Source organism: Microbacterium sp. AG157, assembly GCF_003385695.1.
Classification (GTDB): domain Bacteria; phylum Actinomycetota; class Actinomycetes; order Actinomycetales; family Microbacteriaceae; genus Microbacterium; species Microbacterium testaceum.
Genome location: NZ_QRDK01000001.1, coordinates 24,820 through 45,594 on the forward strand (window position 1 = coordinate 24,820; position 20,775 = coordinate 45,594).

Genomic DNA, 20,775 nt, shown 5'->3' on the forward strand with positions numbered 1-20,775 from the left:
CGTGACGCCCGCCACAGGGCGACACGACGAAGGGATATGCACCGTGAGCACGGAGTACCGGAAGACGTCGGAGGCGCTGAGTCGCCTCACCGACCGCCAGTTCGCCGTCACGCAGGACGACGCCACCGAACCGCCGTTCCGCAACGAGTACTGGGACAACCACGAGGACGGCATCTACGTCGATGTCGTATCGGGACAGCCGCTGTTCTCCTCGACCGACAAGTTCGAGAGCGGCTCGGGATGGCCGAGCTTCACCAAACCGATCGACGACGCCGCCGTCGTGAACAAGACCGACCGCTCACTCTGGATGACACGCACCGAGGTGCGCTCATCCGGAGCCGACAGCCATCTCGGACACCTCTTCGACGACGGCCCCCGGGACGCCGGCGGACTGAGATACTGCATGAACTCGGCGGCGATGCGCTTCGTGCCCGTCGGCGAGCTCGAGGCACAGGGCTACGGCGCCTACCTCCCCCTGTTCCGAGAGAGCCGGGCCTCATGAACCTCTTCCCCTTCCGCAACCGCAAAAGGAGCACCACCATGACCAGCGGACCTTCCGACACCGGCGAGATCACCCGCCGCCCCGGCACCGAGACCGCCGTCCTCGCGGGCGGATGCTTCTGGGGCGTCGAAGACCTCATCCGGCGCCAGCCCGGTGTACTCGACACGCGCGTCGGCTACACCGGCGGTCAGAACGATCACGCGACCTACCGCAACCACCCCGGTCACGCAGAGGCCGTCGAGATCGTCTTCGACCCGACGCAGACCTCGTACCGCGACATCCTGGCGTTCTTCTTCCAGATCCACGACCCGTCGACCCTGAACCGTCAGGGCAACGACATCGGCACGAGCTACCGCTCGGCGATCTTCCCGCTCTCTCCCGAGCAGGAGAAGGTGGCGCGCGACACGATCGCCGACGTCGACGCGTCGGGCATCTGGCCCGCCAAGGTCGTCACGACCATCGAGCCCGAGGCGCCCTTCTGGGAGGCCGAGCCCGAGCACCAGGACTACCTGGTCCGCATCCCGAACGGGTACACGTGCCACTTCGTGCGCCCCGGCTGGGTGCTGCCCAAGCGCGAGGAAGCCTCGGCGTAAGTCGAGGACGAGGGCCCGGATGCCGCGGCATCCGGGCCCTCGTCGTATCAGCCGACGACGGGGCTGCGCCGCTCGATGAGGACCGTGTCGCGCCAGACGCCGCCGGCGTCGCGGGCGATGCGCTCGCGAAACCCGACGGTGCGGAACCCGTGGCGCGCATGCAGGGCGAGTGAGGCGTGGTTGTCGGCGAAGATCGACGACTGGATGGTCCAGACGCCGTCGCCTTCCGTCGAGGCGATGACGGCCTCGACCAGCAGGTGACCGATCCCCCGTCCGCGAGCGTCAGCCTCGACATAGACGGAATGCTCCACGACTCCGCGGTAGACGCACCGCGACGACACGGCCGACACGGCCGCCCAGCCGACGACGCGACCGTCGATGACCGCGACGAAGCGATGCGCGGCCAGCTTGCCGGTATCGAAGTCGTCCCATGTCGCCGGCGGCTCCGTCTCGAAAGTCGCGTGGCCGGTCGCGATGCCCTCCGCGTAGATGCGGCGCACCTCCGGCCAATCGTCCGCGGCGAGCGGGCGCAGCGACGCGCTCACGCGCAGCAGGACCCCGCGTCGGTCGTGCACACGCCCGTCTCGGGCAGCACGAGATCGACCTGCCGTGCCGCCACCCGGTCGCCGGCGAGTTCCGCCGCGATCGAGCGCACCTGCTCGTATCCGGTGAGCAGAAGGAAGGTGGGCGCCCGCCCGTACGACTTCATGCCCGCGAGGAAGAAGTCGGGCTCGGGGTGCGTCAGTTCGGCGACCCCGTGCGGCGGCACGGAGCCGCACGAATGCAGATTCGGGTCGATGAGCGGGGCGAGCGCGCGCGGTGCCTCGACGATCTCGTCGAGACCGAGGCGGATCTCGCGCAGCATCGTCAGGTCGGGACGGAATCCCGTGGCGTTGACGATCACGTCGACCTCGAGGGCGAACGGCTCTCCCGACCGCCGCCCCGTCACCCGCACGCCGTCGTCGCACAGCCGCACGTCGTCGATCTCGAACGAGGCGATCTGCTCGACACGGCCATCGGCCACCAGGTCGTGGACCGCCGTGCCGAGGCGTCCGCGCGCGGCGAGGTCGTCGGCGGCGTCGGCGGCCAGGCGTGCGGTGCCGTCGTTGCGCACCGCCCACGACACACGCGTCGCCGGATCCTCCTCGGCGAGAGCGGCGAGGGCGATCAGGGTGTTCGCCGCCGAGTGCCCCGCACCGACGACGAGCACGCGACGACCGACGAAACGATCGCGGTCGCGTCCTCGCACGTCGGGGAGTGCCGTCGTCACGCGATCACCGAGGTCGTCGTGCGCGAGACCCGACGACAGCAGCGACCGCGGCGAGCTCGTGGTGCCCGAGGTGTCGATGACGGCGCGAGCCGTGGCATCCGTCGTCTGCTCGGCCGTGCGCAGTCGCAGCACGAAAGGAGTGGCCGCCCGACCCACCGACCGCGTGCGGTCCATGCCCTGGCGGGCCACGGCCTCGACGCGCGTGCCGTACCGGATGACGGATGCCAGGGCGGCGGTGCGCGCGAGGGGTTCGAGGTAGCCGTCGACCAGCTCGTCTCCGGTGGGGAGTCCCTCGGCATCCGGGGCGGTCCACCCCTCGGCCTCGAGCAGGCGACGCGCGGCGGCGTCGACGACGTAGCGCCATGGCGAGAAGAGACGGGTGTGCCCCCACGCGCGAACGGCCGCGCCGGCGGTGTCGCCCGCTTCGAAGACCACGACCGGCAGCCCGCGTTCGATGAGGTGCGCGGCGGCAGCCAGGCCGACGGGGCCGGCGCCGATGATCGCGACGGGCAGACCCGCGCGGCGATCGGCCTCGAGCCGCGGCGGGACCGTGAGGGTCAGGCTCATGCGTCGACCCCGAGCTCGCGCAGCAGCGTGGTCACCCGCGCCTTGATGTCGTCGCGGATGGGGCGTACCTCGTCGAGACCCTTGCCGGCCGGGTCGGTCAGCTCCCAGTCCTCGTAGCGCTTGCCGGGAAAGATCGGGCACGCGTCTCCGCAGCCCATCGTGATGACGGCGTCGGAGGCACGCACGTCGTCGGTGAGCAGCAGCTGCGGCACCTCGGAGCTGATGTCGATCCCCTCTTCGGCCATCGCGGCCACCGCCATCGGGTTGAGAGCGTCGCCGGGAGCGCTGCCACCCGAGAGCACGCGTACGCGGTCGCCGCCCAGGGTGCGGGCGTAGCCCGCGGCCATCTGCGAGCGGCCGGCGTTGTGCACGCAGACGAAGAGGATCGTGGCGGTGTCGGACATGACGTTTCCTTCGAGTCGGGACGAACGGGAACAGCATGACGCAGTACATCGACGTTCGTCAATATTGACGTTCATCGATGAGCCAGCGATGATGGATGCCATGACCCCCGGTATCGCTCTGCCCCTGCTCGACGCCCCCTGCTGCGTCTCATCGGGCGATGCCGCGATGGCCCCCGCCGAAGCGGAGACCCTGGCGAAGACGCTCAAAGCGCTCGCCGATCCGGCTCGCCTGCGGATCGTGTCGATCATCGCCGCGCACGACGCCGGCGCCACCTGCGCGTGCGACCTGCAGGAGCCCCTGGGCCTCTCGCAGCCCACGGTCTCGCACCACACGAAGGTGCTGGTGGATGCCGGCATCCTGACCCGCGAGAAGCGCGGCACCTGGGCGTACTTCTCGCTCGTGCCGGGCGCTCTCGACAGCGTCGCTGCGGCAATCGCGCCCCGTCGCTGACGTTCGCAACCCCCGCTCCGCCCGGCTCGACCCTCCTTAGGCTCGCCCCATGAACGACTACGACGTCATCGTGGTGGGAGCCGGTCTCGCGGGGCTGCGCGCCGCGACCCGGCTGGCCGAGGCCGGGCGCGACGTCGTGATCCTCGAGGCGAACACCGCGGTGGGCGGGCGTGAACGCACCGACATCGTGGACGGTTTCCGCCTCGACCTCGGGTTTCACGTGCTCAATCCGGCCTACCCGGCCGTGCGGCGCTGGGTGGACATCGACGCCCTCGCCCTGCGGCGGTTCCCGGTCGCCGTCGGCGTACGGCTCGATGACCGGATCGCTCGACTGGCGCACCCGCTGCGTCACCCGTCCGCACTCCCCGAGACACTGCGCAGCGGACTCGTTCGCCCCGCCGATATCGCCGCCCTTGCGCGATGGGTAGGCCCCACCCTGCTGTCGGCACGGGCCGCCAAGAAGGGCCGCGATGTATCACTCGACGAGGGCTGGGACCGGGCCGGCCTGCGCGGCCCCCTCCGCGAAGCGATGCTCGAGCCGTTCCTCGCCGGGGTGATCGCCGACGACCGCCAGCGGACGTCCGACGCCTTCGTGCGCCTGCTGATCCGCAGCTTCGCGCTCGGGCGTCCGGGCGTTCCCGCCGCGGGGATCGGCGCCCTCCCCGCGCAGCTCGCCGACACCGCGCGACGTGCGGGTGTCGGCATCCGCCTCTCGCACCGCGTCGTGTCGACCCGGCGGCGCGCGCACGGCTGGCACATCGGGGTGGAGGGTCGGGATGCCGTGACCGCCCGCACCCTCGTGCTCGCGAGCGGCCTGGACCACGCCCTCGACGCCCCGCACCCTCCCACGCGGGGCCTTCAGACCTGGTGGTTCGCCGCCGAAGAGGCCCCCTCGGGCGATGCCGCGCTGCGGGTCGACGGCCGTCGCCGCGGGCCGATCGTCAACACCGCGGTCATGACGAACACCGCGCCCACGTACGCCCCACGCGGGCAGCACCTCGTCCAAGCCACGTGCGTCATGCCGTCCGCCGCCACCGAGCACGAGGTGCGGCGTCAGCTCGGCGACGTCTGGGAGGCCGACACCCGGCCGTGGCGTCTGCTGCGACGCGACGACATCACCCACGCGCTCCCCGTGCAGGATCCGCCTTTGCGCCTGCGCCGCCCCGTGCGGCTCGACGACGGTCGCTACGTCGCGGGGGACCATCGCGACACCGCATCGATCCAGGGAGCGCTCGTGTCGGGGCAGCGTGCCGCCGAGGCCGTCCTGGCCGACCTCGCGCCGTGAGCGGTCGGGGTCTCAGCCCGTCTGAGACCGCGAGACTGCATCTCGCTGACAACCCCGTTGCAGCCTGACGCGGGTTCGACAGCGAGATGCAGTCTCAGCGCCCGCTGCGCTCGGAGCGCCGTTACCGGCCCCGCGCCGCCAGCGCCGCCAGCGCGTCGCCGGTCACACGACGGGTCGTCCACTCGTCCATCGCCTCGGCGCCGAGCGCGCGGTAGAAGCCGATCGCGGGCTCGTTCCAGTCGAGCACCGTCCACTCCAGGCGCGAGTAGCCCCTGTCGAGGCACTCTGCCGCGAGCGCGGCCAACAGGGCCACGCCGTAGCCGTTGGCGCGGTACCGCTCGTGCACGTAGAGGTCTTCGAGCCAGATGCCGTGGCGTCCGGTCCAGGTCGAGTACGTGAGGAACCAGATCGCGATGGCCCGGATCTCCCCTTCCTTCTCGACCACGAAGGCGAACGCGCGCGGGTCGTCGCCGAACAGCGTCTCGGTGAGCATCGCGACGGTGTTGTCCACGGCATCCGGTTCGCGTTCGTAGTCGGCGAGCGCCTGGATGCACGCGAGGATTCCCTCTTCGTCTCCCGCACGGGCGGGGCGCAGCACGGCGCCGTCTTTCAGGTCGGTCATGACAGGGGCTCCCAGCTCTCGGCCGCCACGCGGCGGAAATTCCCGCCGAGCACGGCGGCGATGTCGGTGTGGTTCCATCCTCGCGCGGCGAGCGCTGAGCCCAGGAGCACGAAGGTCTCGGGCGGCATCCACTCCATCGGTCCCCACCGGGTGTAACTCGCGTCGTACAGCTCGGGCATGCGCACGATCTCGTCGCGAAAAGTCTCCCAGTCGAACGAGAAGTCGGTGCTGACGCCCACGTGCTCGATACCGACGATCTCGACGGCGTGCTCGAGGTGGCGGATCATCGCCTCGAGGGTCGGGGTGTTCGGCCCGAGGAAGATGCCCACGCCCGTGATACCCACGACTCCCCCGGTCGCGGCCGCCGCGCGGGCTTGGTCGTCGGTGATGTTGCGGGGGTGCTCCCACACCGAGCGCATGTTCGAGTGGCTGAAGACCACCGGCCGAGTCGACACCGCGCACATGTCGAACGTCGTCCGCGCGCCCACGTGCGAACCGTCGGGCACCATGCCGCACGCGTTCATCTCGGCGACGAGGGCGCGGCCCCACGCGGTGAGTCCGTCGTCGGCCGCGTCGAGGCAGCCGCCGCCGGCGCGGTTGGCGTGGTTGTAGGTCGGACCGAGGGTGCGCACCCCCTGCGCGACGAGGGTGGCCACGGCATCCAGATCTCCGCCGAGCGGCCCGCTGTCTTCGAGGTCGAAGGCCACGGCGGTGTCGCCACGCGCCGAGATCCGGTCGATGTCCGCCACCGTGGCGGCCAGCTCCAGCCCGTCGACCGCGTTCACCTGAGCGCGGAAGGAACGGAGGAGGGATGCCGTGAGCTCGGGCGCATGGGGCGCGTAGCCGACGTTGACCGAGACGTAGCCGCCCCCGGCCCCGCGATACCGCCGCAGGTCGCCGAGGTCGGCGGACTCGACGAGCTCGACGCAGGCATGCTGATCCCAGAGCACGTCAGGACACGACCCGGACAGAGAGCGAGGGGTCGAGGGCCTCGCGCTCGTCGAAGACGAAACAGTCGCCGTTCCAGTGAGCGGCGCCCTGCGCCTCGAACCACCCCAGGATGCCGCCCTCGAGCTGGTAGGCCTCGAGCCCCTCCGCGCGCAGATGCAGGGCGGCCTTCTCGCAGCGGATGCCACCGGTGCAGAAACTCACCACGGTCTTGCCCTCGAGCTCGTCGCGGTGGGAGTCCGCGGCATCCGGGAACTGGGTGAAGCGGTCGATGCGCCAGTCTTTCGCGCCGGCGAACGTGCCGTAGTCGACCTCGAACGCGTTGCGCGTATCGACGAGCACGACCTCGCGGCCCTCGTCGTCCGCGCCGCGGTCGAGCCAGCGGCGCAGGGTGTCGGGGGTGACGGCGGGCGCACGACCGTCCTGCGGGCGCACCTCGGGGCGGTCCATACGGATGATCTCGCGCTTGACCTTGACGAGGAGCTTGCCGAAAGGCACCTCGTCCGACCAGCTCTCCGTGGCGGTGAGCGCCGCGAAGCGGGCGTCGGAGCGCAGGTCGCCGAGGAAGCCGCGCAGGGCGTTCTCCTCTCCGGCGAGGAACAGGTTGATGCCCTCCTCCGCCAACAGGATCGTCCCGCGCAGACCCGCCGCGCCCGCACGCTCGAGAAGGACCGCACGCACGGACGCGGGGTCGTCGATGCGCGTGAACAGGTACGCCGAGACGTTGAAGACGGATGCCATGGCATCCACGATACGAAAGGAGCACCCTGTCGGCCGACGACGCAGGCGTCAAGCCGGGAAACGCCCCTCGCCCATCGCCTAGCGTGGAAGCACTCGTCCCCGGGAGGAAGCGTGCCCCAAGGCCCCGTCGCGCCGGCCGTCACCGTGTCCGTCGTCATCCCCTGCCGTGACGACGGCGCGCACCTCTGGCGCTGCCTGCGCGCGCTCGCCGGGCAAACGCTCACCCCGACCGAGATCGTCGTCGTCGACAACGACTCGACCGACGACAGCGCCGCGATCGCCCGGGCCGCGGGCGCCCGCGTGGTGTTCTGCGGCGAGCGCGGCATTCCCGCCGCCGCCGCGACCGGGTACGACGCCGCGCACGGAGACCTCGTTCTCCGGCTCGACGCCGACAGCATTCCCGCCCCGACGTGGGTCGAGAGCATGGTCGCGGCGCTAGAGGACCCGACGGTGGATGCCGTGACCGGAGGCGCCGTGTTCCACGACGGTCCCGCACGGCGGCGTGCGGCGATGGCGAGGCTGTTTCTCGGCACGTACGCGACGTTCGCGACCCCGGCCCTCGGCCACACGCCGCTGTGGGGGTCGAACATGGCGTTCCGCCGTCGCGCGTGGGAGGACGTACGCGGCGAGGTGCACCTCGACCCCGAGCTGCACGACGACCTCGACCTCGCGTATCACCTGGGTCGGCGGCACCGCATCGCGCGGGTGTCGGGAGCACACATGCGCGTCTCCTCGCGCACGGTCGAGCCGCGTCGGTTCGCGCGGTGCTTCCGCCGCGGTGCGGGCACGGTGTTCGCGCACTGGCCCGCCGACATCCCCCCGGCACGATGGGTGCGACTCGGACGGCGAGCGCGCTCGTGACCGGCATCCTGTTCCCGAACGTCGAGCCGCCCGAACTGCACATGATGAGTTTCAACATCCGGCGCCGCTTCGACCGGATCACCTGGCCGCCCGCTGACCGGTGGCCGATGCGCAAGGAGCGGCTGCGCACCTTCCTGAGCGCCAACACGCCGCACCTGTTGGGGACGCAGGAAGCCATGCCCGATCAGGCGCAGTGGGTGCAGGCCTCGCTCGGCTCCGCGTACGGGCGCATCGGTCTCGGTCGCGGACCTCGACGCGACGGCGAGGGCACCCCGCTCTTCTACGACCGCGAGCGCATCGAGGTCGAGGACTGGGAGCAGGTCGCCCTGTCCGACACCCCGGACGTGCCCGCTTCGACCGGCTGGGGGAACACGATCCCGCGCATCGCGGTCATCGCGCAGCTGCGCGACCGGGCCACCGATGCCCGGTTCACCTTCGTGAACACGCATTTCGACGCGTTCTCGCGCCGCGCGCGGCGGCGGTCGGCGACGTGGCTGCACGATCTCGTGGCGCGCCGCGAGGTCCCGCTGCTGTTCACCGCCGATGTGAACGCCCACGTGCGCTCGAGCGAGCTCGCGGACATGTTCGCCGATGGTCTGCTCGTGGACACGTGGTCGTACGCCCCCGCCCGTCGCACCGCCGAGTGGGGAACCTTCAACAACTACGCGGCGCCCAAGGTCGGCGCTCGGCGTATCGACGCCCTGCTCGCGACCCCCGATGTGGGCGTTCGCGCGGTCGGCATCGATCCGCGCCCGACCGGCACGCAGTGGCCGAGCGATCACCTTCCGGTACAGGCGGTGGTGCGTATCCATCCCCCGGTGTCGCCGTGATCGGCGCGATGTACGCGAACCTGAAGCGCCCGCCGCGCAGCGCGACGGCGTGGCTGGCCGACGCCGTGCGAGCCGTGGCGATCGTCGTCGTGATCGTGTCGCTGTTCACCCTGCCGTTCACCGACGTCGCCGTGCTGTCGATGTCGTTGCCCGCCGTGATGTTGTCACGCATTGCCGGTCTGCGTTCGGGCCTCGACCTCGTCACCTGCGTCACGGTGTTCGTGGCCGCGGGGAGCAACGTCGTCGACCTGTACCGCGCGTGGACGGGGTGGGACCTCGTGGTGCACCTCGCGTGCACCGGCGTTCTCGCCGCGGTGGCTCTCGTCATCCTCGCTGACACGCGCGTCATCGAAGCGACGGGCCGCCGCCGCACTCCCATCGTCGTCGCGACGATCGCCGGCCTCGCGCTGAGCGCCGTCTGGGAGATGATCGAGTGGTTCGGCTACCGCTTCATCACCGACGCGATCTTCGTCACGTACGACGACACGATCGGCGACATGCTGGCCGGCGGCGCGGGCGCGCTGATCGCCGGGGTCTTGGCATCCCGGTTCTCTCTGACTCGCGCGGACCGCGCCGCACTATAGCCACCCACTCGGACGGGTGACGGCATCTCGCTGACGCATCGATGCCGACTCGCGCCCTCTCCCCCGGAAGGAGGCGGCGTCTCGCTCGCCGAGCGGCAGGGACAGCGACCGGCGACATCCGCGTGAACGGATGCCGCCGGCCGGATCACCCCGCGGTCAGACGCGACCCGCCACATCCCGTCCGACGAGATCGCCGTCGGGGTTGGGCTCGCTGAGCTGTTCGCCCGGGGCGGTCGACCCCTCGAGCGGCGGGAGCCCCGCCTCGACACGCGAGCCGATCTCGGCATCCACGTTCTTCCAGTACTGCACGGCGCGATCGCGCACCTCGGCGCGCGTCACCCCTCCGACGTGTCCGGTGATCGTCTCGACGAGACGGTCGCGTTCCTCAGCCGTCATGACCTCGCACACGAGGGTTCCTGCCTGGCCCCAGTCGTCGTCCTCGGCGTGCAGGGTCGCGGCCGAGCGTACGAGTTCGCCGTCGCTGTGCCATCCCCCGTCGCCCGCGCGGCGCGGGTCGGCCGCCGGGCCGCCCACCGAGTTCGGCGCGTAGACGGGCACCTCGGGCGGGTTGTACTCGAAGCGCATCGCTCCCTCTTTCGAGTACGAATGCACCTCGGTGTGCGGACGATTCACCGGCAGTTGCTGGTAGTTCGTGCCCACGCGGTAGCGGTGCGCGTCGGCGTAGCTGAAGATGCGCGCCTGCAGCATCTTGTCGGGGCTGCCGTCGATGCCGGGCACGAAGTTCGACGGCTCGAAGGCGGCCTGCTCGATCTCGGCGAAGTAGTTGCCCGGGTTGCGGTTGAGCTCCATGGTGCCCACCTCGATCTCGGGGTAATCGCTGTGCGGCCACACCTTCGTCAGATCGAACGGGTTGAAGCGGTAGGTCTTCGCGTCCTCGTACGGCATGATCTGCACCTTGAGCGTCCACGTCGGAAACTCCTGCCGCTCGATCGCGGCGTACAGGTCGCGGATGTGGAAGTCGGCATCTTGCCCGGCGATCTGGTCGGCCTCGTCTTGGGTCAGCGTCTTGTGACCGAGGTCGGTGTGGAAGTGGTACTTGACCCAGAACCTCTCACCCTCGGCGTTGATCCACTGATACGTGTGCGAGCCGTAGCCGTTCATGTGGCGCCAGGATGCCGGGATGCCACGGTCGCCCATCAGCCAGGTGACCTGGTGCGCACTCTCGGGGGACAACGTCCAGAAGTCCCACTGCATCGTGTTGTCGCGCAGGTGGCTGCCCGGGAGGCGCTTCTGCGAGCGGATGAAGTCGGGGAACTTGATGCCGTCTTTCACGAAGAAGACCGGGGTGTTGTTGCCCACGAGGTCGTAGTTGCCCTCGGTCGTGTAGAACTTCAGCGAGAACCCGCGCGGGTCGCGCCAGGTGTCGGGGCTGCCCTGCTCGCCGGCGACCGACGAGAAGCGTGCGAGCATCTCGGTCTCGACGCCCGGCTGGAACAGCGCTGCCCGTGTGTATGCGGACACGTCACCGGTCGTGCGGAACGTTCCAAACGCGCCGCCGCCCTTGGCGTGGACCACCCGCTCGGGCACTCGCTCGCGGTTGAACTGCGCGAGCTTCTCGATGAGGTAATGGTCGGTGAGAGCGATCGAGCCATCGGCTCCGACGCTCTGGGAATGCTCGTCGCTGGCGACGGGCGCCCCGCCGTTTGTGGTGGTCGGCTCGGTCATAGCTCTCCTCACGTCGTGGGCCGCGAAACGAAGGCCCACTTAGACGGTACGCAGGGGGTCCGACATCGCCGAGGCATTGCGCATCCGCCGCCGAACACGTAGGCCCCCGATGGTGTCAATCCCCCGAGAGGCTCCGCCTCGACTCGACAGCATGGCGGAACCGAACGAGAGGAACGAGAGCATGTCGAAGGATCTGTCGAAGGGCGACCGCGTCAGCTGGGACACCCCGCAGGGACGCACGCAGGGCGAGGTCGTCGAGAAGAAGACGAAGGACTTCCAGCACGACGGCCAGAAGTTCACGGCATCCGACGACGACCCGGCCTACATCGTGAAGTCCGAGAAATCCGGCTCGAAGGCCGCGCACAAGGGTTCGGCGCTGAACAAGCTGAAGAGTTGAACGCCGGGCCGGACTCCTGAGTCGGTGGCACCGGAGAGCCTCCTCGCGCGCGTCGGCGGAGCGCACGGCGTGTCTCTCAGGAGTTCGGCCCGTCACCGTCCGGATCCCGCTCGTCCCGCCGCTTCCGCATCTGCGCCAGCGCCAGCCCGAGGCGGTGATTTCCCGCCAGCACGTCCTCGTGCCGTTCGAGGAACGCCCAGTACGCGTCGGTGAACACCGAGTCCTTGGCATCCTGGGCCGAGGGCCACCACGAGCCCATCTTCTGCAGGTAGGCCCCGCCCGACACGTACGGTTTGGTCGCGACGAACCCGCCGTCGGCGAACTGGCTCATGCCCATGACGTTCGGCACCATCACCCAGTCGTACGCATCGACGAAGAGCGCGAGGAACCACGCGTTCACCTGCCGCGGCGCGTATCCCTGCAGCAGGAACCAGTTGCCCAGCACCATCAGCCGCTCGATGTGGTGCGCGTAGCCCCACCGGTGCACCCGCTCGAGCACCGTGCGCACGGGGAGAGGCAGGTCCCGCGGCATCCGGTCGCCCGAGTACCAGTACTTCTCGATGCGCTTCTCGAGGTGCAGCGCGTTGACGTGCTCGAGCTTCGGGTGCGCCCGGTACATGCCGCGCATGTACTCGCGCCATCCGATCACCTGACGGACGAACCCCTCGACGGATGCCAGGGGTGCGTCGGTCCGGGTCGCCGCGGCGACCACTTCCTCGACGGTGAGCAGACCGATGTTCAGCAACGGCGAGATGATCGCGTGGAAGAGGAACGGCTCGTCGGCCCTCATGGCGTCTTCGTAGCGGCCGAAGTCGTGGAGGCGCTCCGCGACGAAGACGTCGAGCCAGTCGCGGGATTCCTCGGGGGTGACCGGCAGCCAGAAGTCCCCGGCGCTGCCGGGATGCTCGGGGTAGCGCTCGTCGACCTCGGCGATGACCGCGCGGGTGATCTCGTCGTGCTCGACCTGCGGCAGGGGCGGAATCTCCACGCCCTTCTTCGGTAGCGCCTTGCGGTTGTCGGCGTCGAAGTTCCAGCGGCGACCGGCGGGTCTACCCCCGTCCATCAGGATGCCGGTGCGCCGGCGCTGCCAGTGGTAGAAGTCCTCCATCAGCGGCGTCGGGTGCTCGGCGAACCAGCCGTCGACGTCTTCTTCGGGCGTGAGGAAGAGCCCGTCCGAGAGCACATCGGTCTCGATGTCGTGATCGGCGCAGATGCGGGCGATCCGCTCGTCGACGGGTCGGTTCGGATCGCTCATCCACGTCAGCTCGGTCACCCGGTGCGTCTTCAACAGCTTCTCGAGGCCGGCCTTGAAAGAGAGGCCGTCGTCGAGGGTGATCCGGCGGACGGTCCTCCCCTCGGCTTCGAGGCGGGCGGCCGTGTGGCGCATCGCCGACAGCAGAAGCACGATCTTGTGCCGGTGGTACGGCAACTTGGCGAATCGAGGTGCCGACTCGATGAAGAAGAACTCCTGGATGTCCTCGTCGGAGTACGCGGGGTGCTCGGCGAACTGCTGCGTCGCGAGGATCAGCGCGGCCTTCACGCGCGCCTCCTCTGCTTCGCGGCATTCGCCCGGCAACCGCGCGAGCAGTACAGCACCTGGTCCCACTGGTCACGCCCGCTCCACCGTTTGCGGTCGGTGAACGGGCGTCCGCAGTGAGCGCAGGGCTTGGAGCGCACCTCGGGCCGTGACATGCCGTCATCGTCGCAAAGCGCACCCGCGGCATCCGGGGGCTTGCGCCAGCACGCCGATCCGGTTCGCGCAAGGCCCGCGCGGCAGCCGCCACCGGCGTGGTCGGGTGGGGCCATGGACACGACACCGCGCCGCACGCACGACACCGCCGACGAGCCCGACGAGCTCGAGACCGCCGACGCCCCCGCGATCCCCGACACGACCGACGAGGGCGGCGCCCCGGTCGACAACCCCTCGGGGGGCTGACACGAAAGGAGCCCCGCACTCTCGCGGTGCGGGGCTCCGGGCAGTGCTCTCAGTCGGTCAGGTCGAACTTCTCGTTCTCGCCACCCTGGGGTCGCTCCCCCGTGACCTTCGAGGTGACCAGGGCGATCGCCGTGGCAAGGCGTCCCCCGGCGCTCCCCCAGTACTCGCCGGACAGCGCCGACACCTTCAGCAGCGTCACGCCGGGCGACTCGGGGCCGTCGGGGAACCATGCCTCGACGCTCGTCGACCACAGCTCCTTGAGCTTGGCGAGGTCGTCGATCACCTCGGCCTCACCCGCGAGCGAGAGCCAGGTACCGTCGGTGCTGAACGACAGGCCGACCTTCGGGTCGCGACGCACGTGCTCGACGGCCGAGGCGTGCGTGCCGACGATGAACCACAGGTCGCCGTCGGACTCGTTCTCCTGCACCGTCAGCGGGTGCGCGTGCAGCGCGCCGTCCTCGGCGCGAGTGGTGACCATGGCGAAGCGGAACTTCTTGAGCAGGTCGTTGAGCGTGTCGAGCTCGGATGCGGTGGTGGACATGGGACTCCCTCGGTTCGAACCTCCAGCGAATCGCGTGGGGACCCCCCGCGCTACGCGTTGACGTCGGCCGCCCCGTCTGCTCTCTTCGCAGGCATGAGCAGGTCGAGCTGCTCCAGCGCGTCGCGGGCCCGGCTCACACGGGCCTCGACCTCGTCGTGCCACCAGCGCGGCCCCCGCTCCCCCAGACCGTGTTTCGCGGCGCCCACGCGCTCGCGCGCGGCGGCGACCGCGTCGTCATCGCCGTTCTTCTTCGCCACGCGCACGGCGGACCGCGCCGCGCCCAGGTGCGACCGCAGCCGCGTCGTCACGTCGTCGGGGAGCTCTGGATCGGTCCGCCGCCAGCGCCGCCCGTCGACCACGAGCCAGCGCTGATCGTCGGTGGTGTCGTCTCCGGATGCCATGACCCCAGTGCACCCGCTCGACGTCGGTCGGGAAATCTCTCGGGCATCAGAGCAGCATCCGTGCTACCGTGGTCAGTATTCGTTCTGGGACTTGCTTCATCGACGCCCGCCTCATCGCTGAGATGCCGGGCGCACGGCGCCGAGCCGTTTCCGACAGCAATCCCCCCTCTCACCATCGCGTGCCTCGCTCGACGGCTTCGGTCCTCGCCTCGCACTCGCGGAAAGTTCTTGTGTCTCTGCTTCACCCCTCGCCACTATCGTGGCGCCAGGCCGATCTCGACGTGTACGTCGCGACGGTCGGATCCGACTACGCCGGTTTCGTCGGCGCGGGAACCTCGGGCTTCGAAGCCCAGGGCCCCCTCGGCGAAAATCTCGGTGTCCACACGTCCGTCGACGCGGCTCAGGCCGCCGTCGACGGGCATCGCGTACGCGCCACCACCACGGTGACGCGGCGTCCCCGTCCGCTCCGCACTCGTCGGAGCGGCGCCCACGGCCGCATTGCGGCCCAACATGAATAAAGGAAGAACACGATGGCCACTGGCACCGTGAAATGGTTCAACTCCGAAAAGGGCTACGGCTTCATTGCTCCCGACGACGGCTCCGCCGACCTGTTCGCGCACTTCAGCGCGATCCAGGGCAACGGCTTCAAGGAGCTCACGGAAGCACAGAAGGTCGAATTCGACGCTGAGCAGGGCCCCAAGGGCATGCAGGCGGCGAACATCCGCCCCCTCTAAGCTCCGCTTACCTCGAGAGCCGGGTTCGTCGCCATCGCGACGACCCGGCTTTCGTCGGTTTCCGGCACGTTTTCGCTCGCTGGGTTTCGGTTTCCCGAGAGCCCGCTGAGCATCGCGACGTATTCCGAGTCGCCCATACGGCCAGCCGTAGTGTGGGCCTCAGCACGGAGTAGCCGCTCCGCCGTCCACCCCGGTCCTTCCCGATCCGAGGAGCAGAACATAGCCTCCACCGTCGTCGAGTCCCGTCTCGGCCCCGTTCGTCAGACCTATTCCGGTACCACCGAATTCCCCCCGATCACCAAGGCCTACACAGAGCTGTCTCAGGTCGTCCGTGAGAGCGGACTGCTCGTTCGCACTCCGGTGTTCTACTCCGTCGTCGCCGGCGCCATCGTGCTCGGCTTAGCCGGGTGCGTGACCGGCTTCATCCTCCTCGGCGACAGCTGGTTCCAGTTGATCGTCGCAGCGGTGCTCGGCATCCTGTTCACGCAGGTCGCCTTCCTCGCCCACGAGGCCGCGCACCGGCAGATCTTCGCCTCGGGACCCGCCAACGACCGCCTGGGCCTGCTCATCGGCAACGGCATCGTGGGCATGAGCCGTTCGTGGTGGGCGTCGAAGCACACGCGCCACCACGCGAATCCGAACCGGGTGGACAAAGACCCCGACATCGAGATCGACACGATCTCGTTCCTCGACGTCGACGCCGCCAAAGCCCGCGGTATCCAACGCTGGATCACCCGACGTCAGGGGTACCTGTTCTTCCCACTGCTGGCGTTCGAGGGCATCAACCTGTACGTTCTGGCCTTCCGGCACCTGTTCTCTCGAGGCGAGGTCAAGGGTCGCTGGAGCGAGATCGCCCTGCTGACGCTGCGCCACGCGCTCTTCATCGCGCCGATCTTCATCTTCCTGCCCGTGGGGCTCGCCTTCGCCTTCTTCGGCGTCTCGGTGGCGGTCTTCGGCATCTACATGGGAGCGTCGTTCGCTCCCAACCACAAGGGCATGCCGATCATCGCGCCCGGCGCGAAGCTCGACTTCTTCAGCAAGCAGGTGCGCACCTCGCGCAACATCTCCGGCGGCTGGTGGGCCACGTGGCTCATGGGCGGGCTGAACTACCAGATCGAGCACCACCTGTTCCCGAACATGCCGCGCCCGCATCTCAGCAAGGCCCGCGCCATCGTGCGCGAGCACTGCGCGACGCTGAACGTGCCCTACGTCGAGACCACGCTGTTGCAGTCGTACGGCATCGTCATCGCGTACCTCAATCGGGTCGGCCTGGCCGCCCGCGACCCCTTCGACTGCCCGCTGACCTCTCCAACGCGTCAGCTCAACGTCGAGTAGGCATCCCGACGACGGCGCCGTCCCCTCCGGGGCGGCGCCGTCGTCGTTCACCCGCGCGCGTCCGCCATCGGCGCGGGGCATTCTCCTCCGGCGTCCGTGGCCTTCTCGAAGTGCCACCGCTCATTGGCGTAGGTCTGACACAGACCCCACTCACGTCCGTGATCGATGATCCACAGCTGCGCGTCGAGCGAGCCGATGTCGACGGCGTGACCGGTGACATGACTCGACCCCTCGGGCGAGGCGACGTACTGTCGCGCGATCGCTTCGGAGCCGTAGGTGCGGATCGCATCCCCCAGCAGCCACCGCTGGTAGTCGGCGCTGCGCCATCCGCTGGTGACGTCGAAGACGATCCCGTCGACCTCAGCGGCCCGCTGGGCCGAGCGCAGAGCATCGCGCAGCTCACCGTCGAGCCCGGTCATCGCGGGGTGCTGATCGTCGTCGACCGTCAGCGGCGCCTCGGCGGGGATCATCCCCTCGGCCTCGGTCGGCGAGAACGGCGCGTGCGCGCTCAGCCCGGCCGACAACGACGACGCCGTGCTCATCGCGAGCACTGCCGCGACCGCGGTGAGGACGATGGCAAGACCGACCGCGACAGCGACGAATGCGATACGGCCGCGGGAGGGGGATCGAGTGCGGGATGCCGAAGATGCCATGCCCCCATTCGAGCCGGGCCCGCGTTGCCGGGCCGTATGGCGGGGACCATACGACGGCGATACCCCCGCGTCGATAGCTCAGTCGCGTGAGACCTCGTGCAGCACCACGTCTCGGATCTCGCCGGCAGAGAGGGTCGCGGTCATCAGGGTGCACGCGGGCTGGCGGCGGCGGTCGGTCGGCGAACCCGGATTGAGAAGGCGCAGACCGTTCGGGGTGACGGAGTCCCACGGGATGTGGCTGTGCCCGAACACCAGCAGGTCGACGTCGGGGAAGGCGGCATCCATCCGCTTCTCTCGCCCGGCCGACGTCCCCGTCTCGTGGACGACGGCGACGCGCACCCCCTCGAACTCGGCGCGTGCGATCTCGGGCAGCCGCGAACGCAGGTCGTCGCCATCGTTGTTGCCCCAGACGCCCAGCACCGGACCGAGCCTCTCGAGGTCGTCGAGCACGCTCGCGCTCACCCAGTCGCCCGCGTGCACGATCAGATCGGCCCGGGATGCCGCCTCGCGCACCGCCGCGGGCAGAGCGCGCGCCCGCTTCGGCACGTGCGTATCGGCCACGAGGAGCAGTCGGGTCGCCATGCCCCCACGCTACCCACGGGTCTCGGTGACCGGGCGACCGAACGTCGCACCCGCGCATACGTCCGCGATACACGTCCCCGCCTACGATGACGGGATGCGCGTGCTGATCGTCGAGGACGAACCCTTCCTCGCCGAGGCCATCCGCGACGGGCTCCGTCTCGAGGCGATCGCGGCCGACATCGCCGGCGACGGAGACACGGCTCTCGAGGTGCTCGGCTACACCGCCTACGACGTGGTGGTGCTGGACCGCGACATCCCCGGTCCGGACGGCGACGAGATCGCCCGCCATCTGAGCGCGCAAGCCGCCGCCCCGCGGGTGCTCATGCTCACGGCCGCCGACCGGCTCGACGACAAGGCCCGCGGCTTCGAGAGCGGCGCCGACGACTACCTGACGAAGCCGTTCGTCCTGCGTGAGCTGGTGATGCGCCTGCGCGCCCTCGCGCGTCGCCCGGCGGCCTCGACCCCGCCGGTGCTCGAGCAGCACGGCATCCGGCTCGATCCCTTCCGCCGCGAGGTCTATCGCGACGGGCGCTACGTGTCGCTGACCCGTAAGCAGTTCGCGGTGCTCCAGGTGCTCATGGATGCGGGCGGCGGGGTGGTCAGCGCAGAGAACCTGCTCGAGCGCGCGTGGGACGAGAACGCCGACCCGTTCACCAACGCCGTGCGCATCACGATCTCGACGCTGCGTAAGCGCCTCGGCGAGCCGTGGCTCATCCAGACGGTCGCGGGCGTCGGCTACCGCATGGGCCCCGCCGATGCGTGAACGCGCCCCCGGGCTCTCGGTGCGCCTCAAGTTGACCCTGAGCTACGCCGGTTTCGTCGTGATCGTGGGGATCGCGGTGTTCGTGGTCGGGTTCCTGGTCCTGCGGTTCCTTCCCGAGGGCAACCTCTACTCCGAGAGCGGCATCTTCACCCCGCGGCGCCGCGACCTCACCGAGGTGTTCGTCCGGTACGCGTGGTTCGCCGTCGGCGCTCTCGCGGTGGTCGGCCTCGGCGGCGGCTGGATCGTCTCGGGGCTCATGCTGCGCCCGCTCCATCGGATCACGGATGCCGCCCGTGCGGTGCGCGACGGCGATCTCGCGCACCGCGTCGACCTGCCGGGGCGCCGCGACGAACTCACCGACCTCGCCGACACCTTCGACGCGATGCTCGCCCGCGTCGAGGAGACGCTGGACGAGCAGAGACGGTTCGCCGCCAACGCGTCCCACGAACTGCGCACGCCGCACGCGACGATGCGCACGCTCCTCGAGGTGGCCCGGGCCGACCCCGCGGGCGTCGACCTGGAGCGGCTCCTCCATCGCCTCGACCTCACGAACGAGCGCGCGATCCGTCTGACCGAGGCACTGCTCGCCCTCGCCCGATCGACGCGCGGTGGCGCTCTGTCTCCCGAGCCGACGGGAATCGACGACCTCGTCGCGACCGTGCTGGCCGAGGCCGAGGGCGGCGCCGCGGGTCTCGACCTGGCGCTGGCCGGAGCTTCGGGCGGGATCGCACGGCTCGACGAGACGCTCGTGCACCAGGCGGTGACGAACCTGGTTCGCAACGCCCTCGTGCACAACGTCGAGAACGGCTGGGTGCGCGTCGCGGTGAGCGGCGAGCTCGACGAGGTCATCGTCGACGTCGTCAACAGCGGCGAGGAGCTCTCCCGCGAGCTCGTGGCCACCCTCCCCGAGCCCTTCGTGCGCGGGACCGGCCGCACGCGCGGGCGCGCCGACGGCACGGGACTCGGGCTCGCGATCGTGGCCTCGATCGCCCGCGCGCACCGCGGCCGCCTCGAGCTATGGCCGCGAGAGGGCGGCGGTCTGCACGCCCGACTGCGCCTGCCGCGCTGACGGAGGATCAGCGGCGCCCCGCTCCCCGCGCCGTCAGGCGAACAGCGATGACGACGACCGTCCCGATCGCGGCGCCGATCGTGTTCGACACCACGTCCTCGGCATCCGGAACCCGACCGGGGATCCCCGCCTGCAGCGCCTCGACCGCGAGGGACACGAGTGCACACAGCAGGAGGGATGCCGGCGCCCACCGCAACGGCAGCAGCAATGCGATCGCGGCACCGAGGGGCACGAAGAACGCGATGTTGAGGGCGACGTCGGCGCCCGCGCCGAGCACGAGCGCGCTCCACGACGGCGGCAGGTGATCGAGCGCGTCGAGGACGAGGGTGCGGGCCGGCCACGCGATCGCGCGAGGCGCGAGGGTCAGCGCGGCGACGGCGGCGAGCACGGCCCCCGCGGTCAGCACGCGCGCGGGGGTGAAGATGGAACGAGCGGACATGCGGCCTCCAGGTTCGGAAGGATCCATCCCATCGACCGAGCTGTTGCCCCGGTGTCTCGGTCTCGCGATACGCGGACGATAGGCCCGCCGGCGCGCGGGACAATGGGAGCGTGTCCCCTTCGCGCCGTTTCCCCGTGCTCGCCCTGATCATCGACGTCGTGCTCGTCGTCGTCTTCGCCGCGATCGGCCGGGCGACCCATGACGGCGACGTGTTGGGTCCGTTCGGTTCGGGGCTCGCCACCACCGCCTGGCCGTTCGCGGTGGCGCTGCTCGTCGGCTGGCTGGCGACGCGCGCCTGGCGACGCCCGGTCGCCGTCGTCAAGACGGGCCTGCCCGTGTGGGCCATCACCGTGGCCCTGGGCATGGTGCTGCGCGCGCTCAGCGGTCAGGGGGTCGCGGTGGCGTTCATCATCGTCGCCACGATCACGCTGGCGGTCCTGCTGCTGGGGTGGCGCGCGATCGCCCGCCTCGCGTCGCGGTCGCGGCGGGCCTGAAGCCGAGCGTCTGCGCTCGCGTCAGACGCGGCATGCGCAGGCCCGCGGCTCCCTTTCCCGCTCCGTGGAAACCCCCGGCGCGTCGAG

General features: G+C 70.1%; 28 protein-coding genes. 14 read left to right on the plus strand and 14 right to left on the minus strand.

Annotation, left to right across the window (positions count from 1 at the left end; all coding sequences use genetic code 11):
* Positions 1-43: 43 nt before the first annotated feature.
* Both msrB and msrA read left to right on the plus strand, forming a co-directional pair.
* Complete coding sequence (gene msrB, locus DEU35_RS00120; RefSeq protein WP_103210816.1) at positions 44-502, plus strand: peptide-methionine (R)-S-oxide reductase MsrB; 459 nt, start codon at positions 44-46, stop codon at positions 500-502.
* Between the two features lie 38 nt (positions 503-540).
* The gene (gene msrA / locus DEU35_RS00125; RefSeq protein ID WP_103210815.1) at positions 541-1,095 is read left to right on the plus strand and encodes a peptide-methionine (S)-S-oxide reductase MsrA; all 555 of its coding nucleotides are present in this window, start codon (positions 541-543) and stop codon (positions 1,093-1,095) included.
* Between the two features lie 47 nt (positions 1,096-1,142).
* On the opposite strand, the gene DEU35_RS00130 is transcribed toward msrA, so the two are convergent.
* The 3 genes from DEU35_RS00130 to DEU35_RS00140 are packed head-to-tail and all read right to left on the minus strand — an operon-like array spanning position 1,143 to position 3,336.
* Entirely contained in the window at positions 1,143-1,670 is a 528-nt protein-coding gene (locus DEU35_RS00130; RefSeq protein ID WP_246077960.1) for a GNAT family N-acetyltransferase, read from the minus strand.
* The gene (locus DEU35_RS00135) at positions 1,637-2,932 is read right to left on the minus strand and encodes an FAD-dependent oxidoreductase (protein WP_116238295.1); all 1,296 of its coding nucleotides are present in this window, start codon (positions 2,930-2,932) and stop codon (positions 1,637-1,639) included. The genes DEU35_RS00130 and DEU35_RS00135 overlap by 34 nt, the downstream gene beginning before the upstream one ends.
* On the minus strand, positions 2,929-3,336 hold the full coding sequence (locus tag DEU35_RS00140; RefSeq protein ID WP_103210809.1) for an arsenate reductase ArsC: 408 nt from the start codon (positions 3,334-3,336) through the stop codon (positions 2,929-2,931). The genes DEU35_RS00135 and DEU35_RS00140 overlap by 4 nt, the downstream gene beginning before the upstream one ends.
* Before the next feature lie 100 nt (positions 3,337-3,436).
* On the opposite strand from DEU35_RS00140, the gene DEU35_RS00145 reads away from it, so the two are divergent.
* A complete protein-coding gene (locus DEU35_RS00145) occupies positions 3,437-3,787 on the plus strand; it encodes a helix-turn-helix transcriptional regulator (RefSeq protein ID WP_103210871.1) in 351 nt (116 codons plus the stop codon).
* A gap of 49 nt (positions 3,788-3,836) precedes the next feature.
* Complete coding sequence (locus tag DEU35_RS00150) at positions 3,837-5,072, plus strand: NAD(P)/FAD-dependent oxidoreductase (RefSeq protein WP_116238296.1); 1,236 nt, start codon at positions 3,837-3,839, stop codon at positions 5,070-5,072.
* 121 nt (positions 5,073-5,193) lie between these two features.
* Here the strand turns inward: DEU35_RS00150 and DEU35_RS00155 are convergent, their stop codons facing one another.
* The 3 genes from DEU35_RS00155 to DEU35_RS00165 are packed head-to-tail and all read right to left on the minus strand — an operon-like array spanning position 5,194 to position 7,383.
* Positions 5,194-5,694: a GNAT family N-acetyltransferase gene (locus tag DEU35_RS00155; protein WP_180993489.1), complete on the minus strand. Its 501-nt coding sequence runs from the start codon at positions 5,692-5,694 to the stop codon at positions 5,194-5,196.
* Positions 5,691-6,644 (minus strand): dipeptidase, encoded by a 954-nt coding sequence (locus tag DEU35_RS00160; RefSeq protein ID WP_116238297.1) that lies wholly within the window; start codon positions 6,642-6,644, stop codon positions 5,691-5,693. The genes DEU35_RS00155 and DEU35_RS00160 overlap by 4 nt, the downstream gene beginning before the upstream one ends.
* 1 nt (position 6,645) lies before the next feature.
* On the minus strand, positions 6,646-7,383 hold the full coding sequence (locus DEU35_RS00165; protein ID WP_103210799.1) for a sulfurtransferase: 738 nt from the start codon (positions 7,381-7,383) through the stop codon (positions 6,646-6,648).
* 111 nt (positions 7,384-7,494) lie between these two features.
* On the opposite strand from DEU35_RS00165, the gene DEU35_RS00170 reads away from it, so the two are divergent.
* From DEU35_RS00170 to DEU35_RS00180, 3 genes are read left to right on the plus strand one after another with little or no spacing between them, the layout of a single operon-like run.
* A complete protein-coding gene (locus DEU35_RS00170; protein ID WP_103210797.1) occupies positions 7,495-8,244 on the plus strand; it encodes a glycosyltransferase family 2 protein in 750 nt (249 codons plus the stop codon).
* Complete coding sequence (locus tag DEU35_RS00175) at positions 8,241-9,074, plus strand: endonuclease/exonuclease/phosphatase family protein (protein WP_147301810.1); 834 nt, start codon at positions 8,241-8,243, stop codon at positions 9,072-9,074. The genes DEU35_RS00170 and DEU35_RS00175 overlap by 4 nt, the downstream gene beginning before the upstream one ends.
* The gene (locus tag DEU35_RS00180) at positions 9,071-9,658 is read left to right on the plus strand and encodes a hypothetical protein (RefSeq protein ID WP_116238299.1); all 588 of its coding nucleotides are present in this window, start codon (positions 9,071-9,073) and stop codon (positions 9,656-9,658) included. The genes DEU35_RS00175 and DEU35_RS00180 overlap by 4 nt, the downstream gene beginning before the upstream one ends.
* A 156-nt stretch (positions 9,659-9,814) precedes the next feature.
* Here the strand turns inward: DEU35_RS00180 and DEU35_RS00185 are convergent, their stop codons facing one another.
* Positions 9,815-11,344, minus strand: a complete 1,530-nt coding sequence (locus DEU35_RS00185) for a catalase (RefSeq protein ID WP_116238300.1) — start codon at positions 11,342-11,344, stop codon at positions 9,815-9,817.
* Positions 11,345-11,525: 181 nt separating this feature from the next.
* Between DEU35_RS00185 and DEU35_RS00190 the strand changes: the two genes are divergently transcribed.
* Complete coding sequence (locus tag DEU35_RS00190) at positions 11,526-11,741, plus strand: DUF2945 domain-containing protein (protein ID WP_103210869.1); 216 nt, start codon at positions 11,526-11,528, stop codon at positions 11,739-11,741.
* Positions 11,742-11,817: 76 nt separating this feature from the next.
* Here DEU35_RS00190 and DEU35_RS00195 read toward each other — a convergent pair whose 3' ends face one another.
* Together DEU35_RS00195 and DEU35_RS17500 are read right to left on the minus strand one after the other, a co-directional pair.
* Positions 11,818-13,281: a cryptochrome/photolyase family protein gene (locus DEU35_RS00195; protein WP_181904527.1), complete on the minus strand. Its 1,464-nt coding sequence runs from the start codon at positions 13,279-13,281 to the stop codon at positions 11,818-11,820.
* Positions 13,278-13,547 carry a DUF2256 domain-containing protein gene (locus DEU35_RS17500; RefSeq protein WP_309545564.1) on the minus strand — a complete coding sequence of 90 codons (270 nt, stop codon included), beginning with the start codon at positions 13,545-13,547 and terminating at the stop codon, positions 13,278-13,280. The genes DEU35_RS00195 and DEU35_RS17500 overlap by 4 nt, the downstream gene beginning before the upstream one ends.
* Here DEU35_RS17500 and DEU35_RS17330 point away from each other — a divergent pair.
* Positions 13,546-13,677 (plus strand): hypothetical protein, encoded by a 132-nt coding sequence (locus DEU35_RS17330; RefSeq protein WP_258027975.1) that lies wholly within the window; start codon positions 13,546-13,548, stop codon positions 13,675-13,677. The genes DEU35_RS17500 and DEU35_RS17330 overlap by 2 nt on opposite strands.
* A gap of 49 nt (positions 13,678-13,726) precedes the next feature.
* On the opposite strand, the gene DEU35_RS00205 is transcribed toward DEU35_RS17330, so the two are convergent.
* Together DEU35_RS00205 and DEU35_RS00210 are read right to left on the minus strand one after the other, a co-directional pair.
* The gene (locus tag DEU35_RS00205) at positions 13,727-14,218 is read right to left on the minus strand and encodes a pyridoxamine 5'-phosphate oxidase family protein (RefSeq protein WP_116238302.1); all 492 of its coding nucleotides are present in this window, start codon (positions 14,216-14,218) and stop codon (positions 13,727-13,729) included.
* A gap of 50 nt (positions 14,219-14,268) precedes the next feature.
* On the minus strand, positions 14,269-14,619 hold the full coding sequence (locus DEU35_RS00210) for a biopolymer transporter Tol (protein WP_116238303.1): 351 nt from the start codon (positions 14,617-14,619) through the stop codon (positions 14,269-14,271).
* A gap of 530 nt (positions 14,620-15,149) precedes the next feature.
* Between DEU35_RS00210 and DEU35_RS00220 the strand changes: the two genes are divergently transcribed.
* A complete protein-coding gene (locus tag DEU35_RS00220) occupies positions 15,150-15,353 on the plus strand; it encodes a cold-shock protein (protein ID WP_013583139.1) in 204 nt (67 codons plus the stop codon).
* 150 nt (positions 15,354-15,503) lie between these two features.
* Complete coding sequence (locus DEU35_RS00225) at positions 15,504-16,688, plus strand: acyl-CoA desaturase (protein WP_396652074.1); 1,185 nt, start codon at positions 15,504-15,506, stop codon at positions 16,686-16,688.
* A gap of 47 nt (positions 16,689-16,735) precedes the next feature.
* Here the strand turns inward: DEU35_RS00225 and DEU35_RS00230 are convergent, their stop codons facing one another.
* Together DEU35_RS00230 and DEU35_RS00235 are read right to left on the minus strand one after the other, a co-directional pair.
* Positions 16,736-17,341 carry a M15 family metallopeptidase gene (locus DEU35_RS00230; RefSeq protein ID WP_103210777.1) on the minus strand — a complete coding sequence of 202 codons (606 nt, stop codon included), beginning with the start codon at positions 17,339-17,341 and terminating at the stop codon, positions 16,736-16,738.
* Between the two features lie 78 nt (positions 17,342-17,419).
* Positions 17,420-17,923, minus strand: coding sequence for a metallophosphoesterase (locus tag DEU35_RS00235; protein WP_103210775.1), 504 nt, complete (start codon positions 17,921-17,923; stop codon positions 17,420-17,422).
* A gap of 94 nt (positions 17,924-18,017) precedes the next feature.
* On the opposite strand from DEU35_RS00235, the gene DEU35_RS00240 reads away from it, so the two are divergent.
* On the plus strand, positions 18,018-18,686 hold the full coding sequence (locus DEU35_RS00240; RefSeq protein WP_116238304.1) for a response regulator transcription factor: 669 nt from the start codon (positions 18,018-18,020) through the stop codon (positions 18,684-18,686).
* The gene (locus DEU35_RS00245; protein WP_116238305.1) at positions 18,679-19,755 is read left to right on the plus strand and encodes a HAMP domain-containing sensor histidine kinase; all 1,077 of its coding nucleotides are present in this window, start codon (positions 18,679-18,681) and stop codon (positions 19,753-19,755) included. Before DEU35_RS00240 ends, DEU35_RS00245 begins: the two co-directional genes overlap by 8 nt.
* A 7-nt stretch (positions 19,756-19,762) precedes the next feature.
* Here the strand turns inward: DEU35_RS00245 and DEU35_RS00250 are convergent, their stop codons facing one another.
* Complete coding sequence (locus DEU35_RS00250; RefSeq protein WP_103210769.1) at positions 19,763-20,194, minus strand: VanZ family protein; 432 nt, start codon at positions 20,192-20,194, stop codon at positions 19,763-19,765.
* Between the two features lie 110 nt (positions 20,195-20,304).
* Between DEU35_RS00250 and DEU35_RS00255 the strand changes: the two genes are divergently transcribed.
* A complete protein-coding gene (locus DEU35_RS00255) occupies positions 20,305-20,688 on the plus strand; it encodes a DUF3054 domain-containing protein (RefSeq protein WP_116238307.1) in 384 nt (127 codons plus the stop codon).
* Positions 20,689-20,775 lie beyond the last annotated feature (87 nt).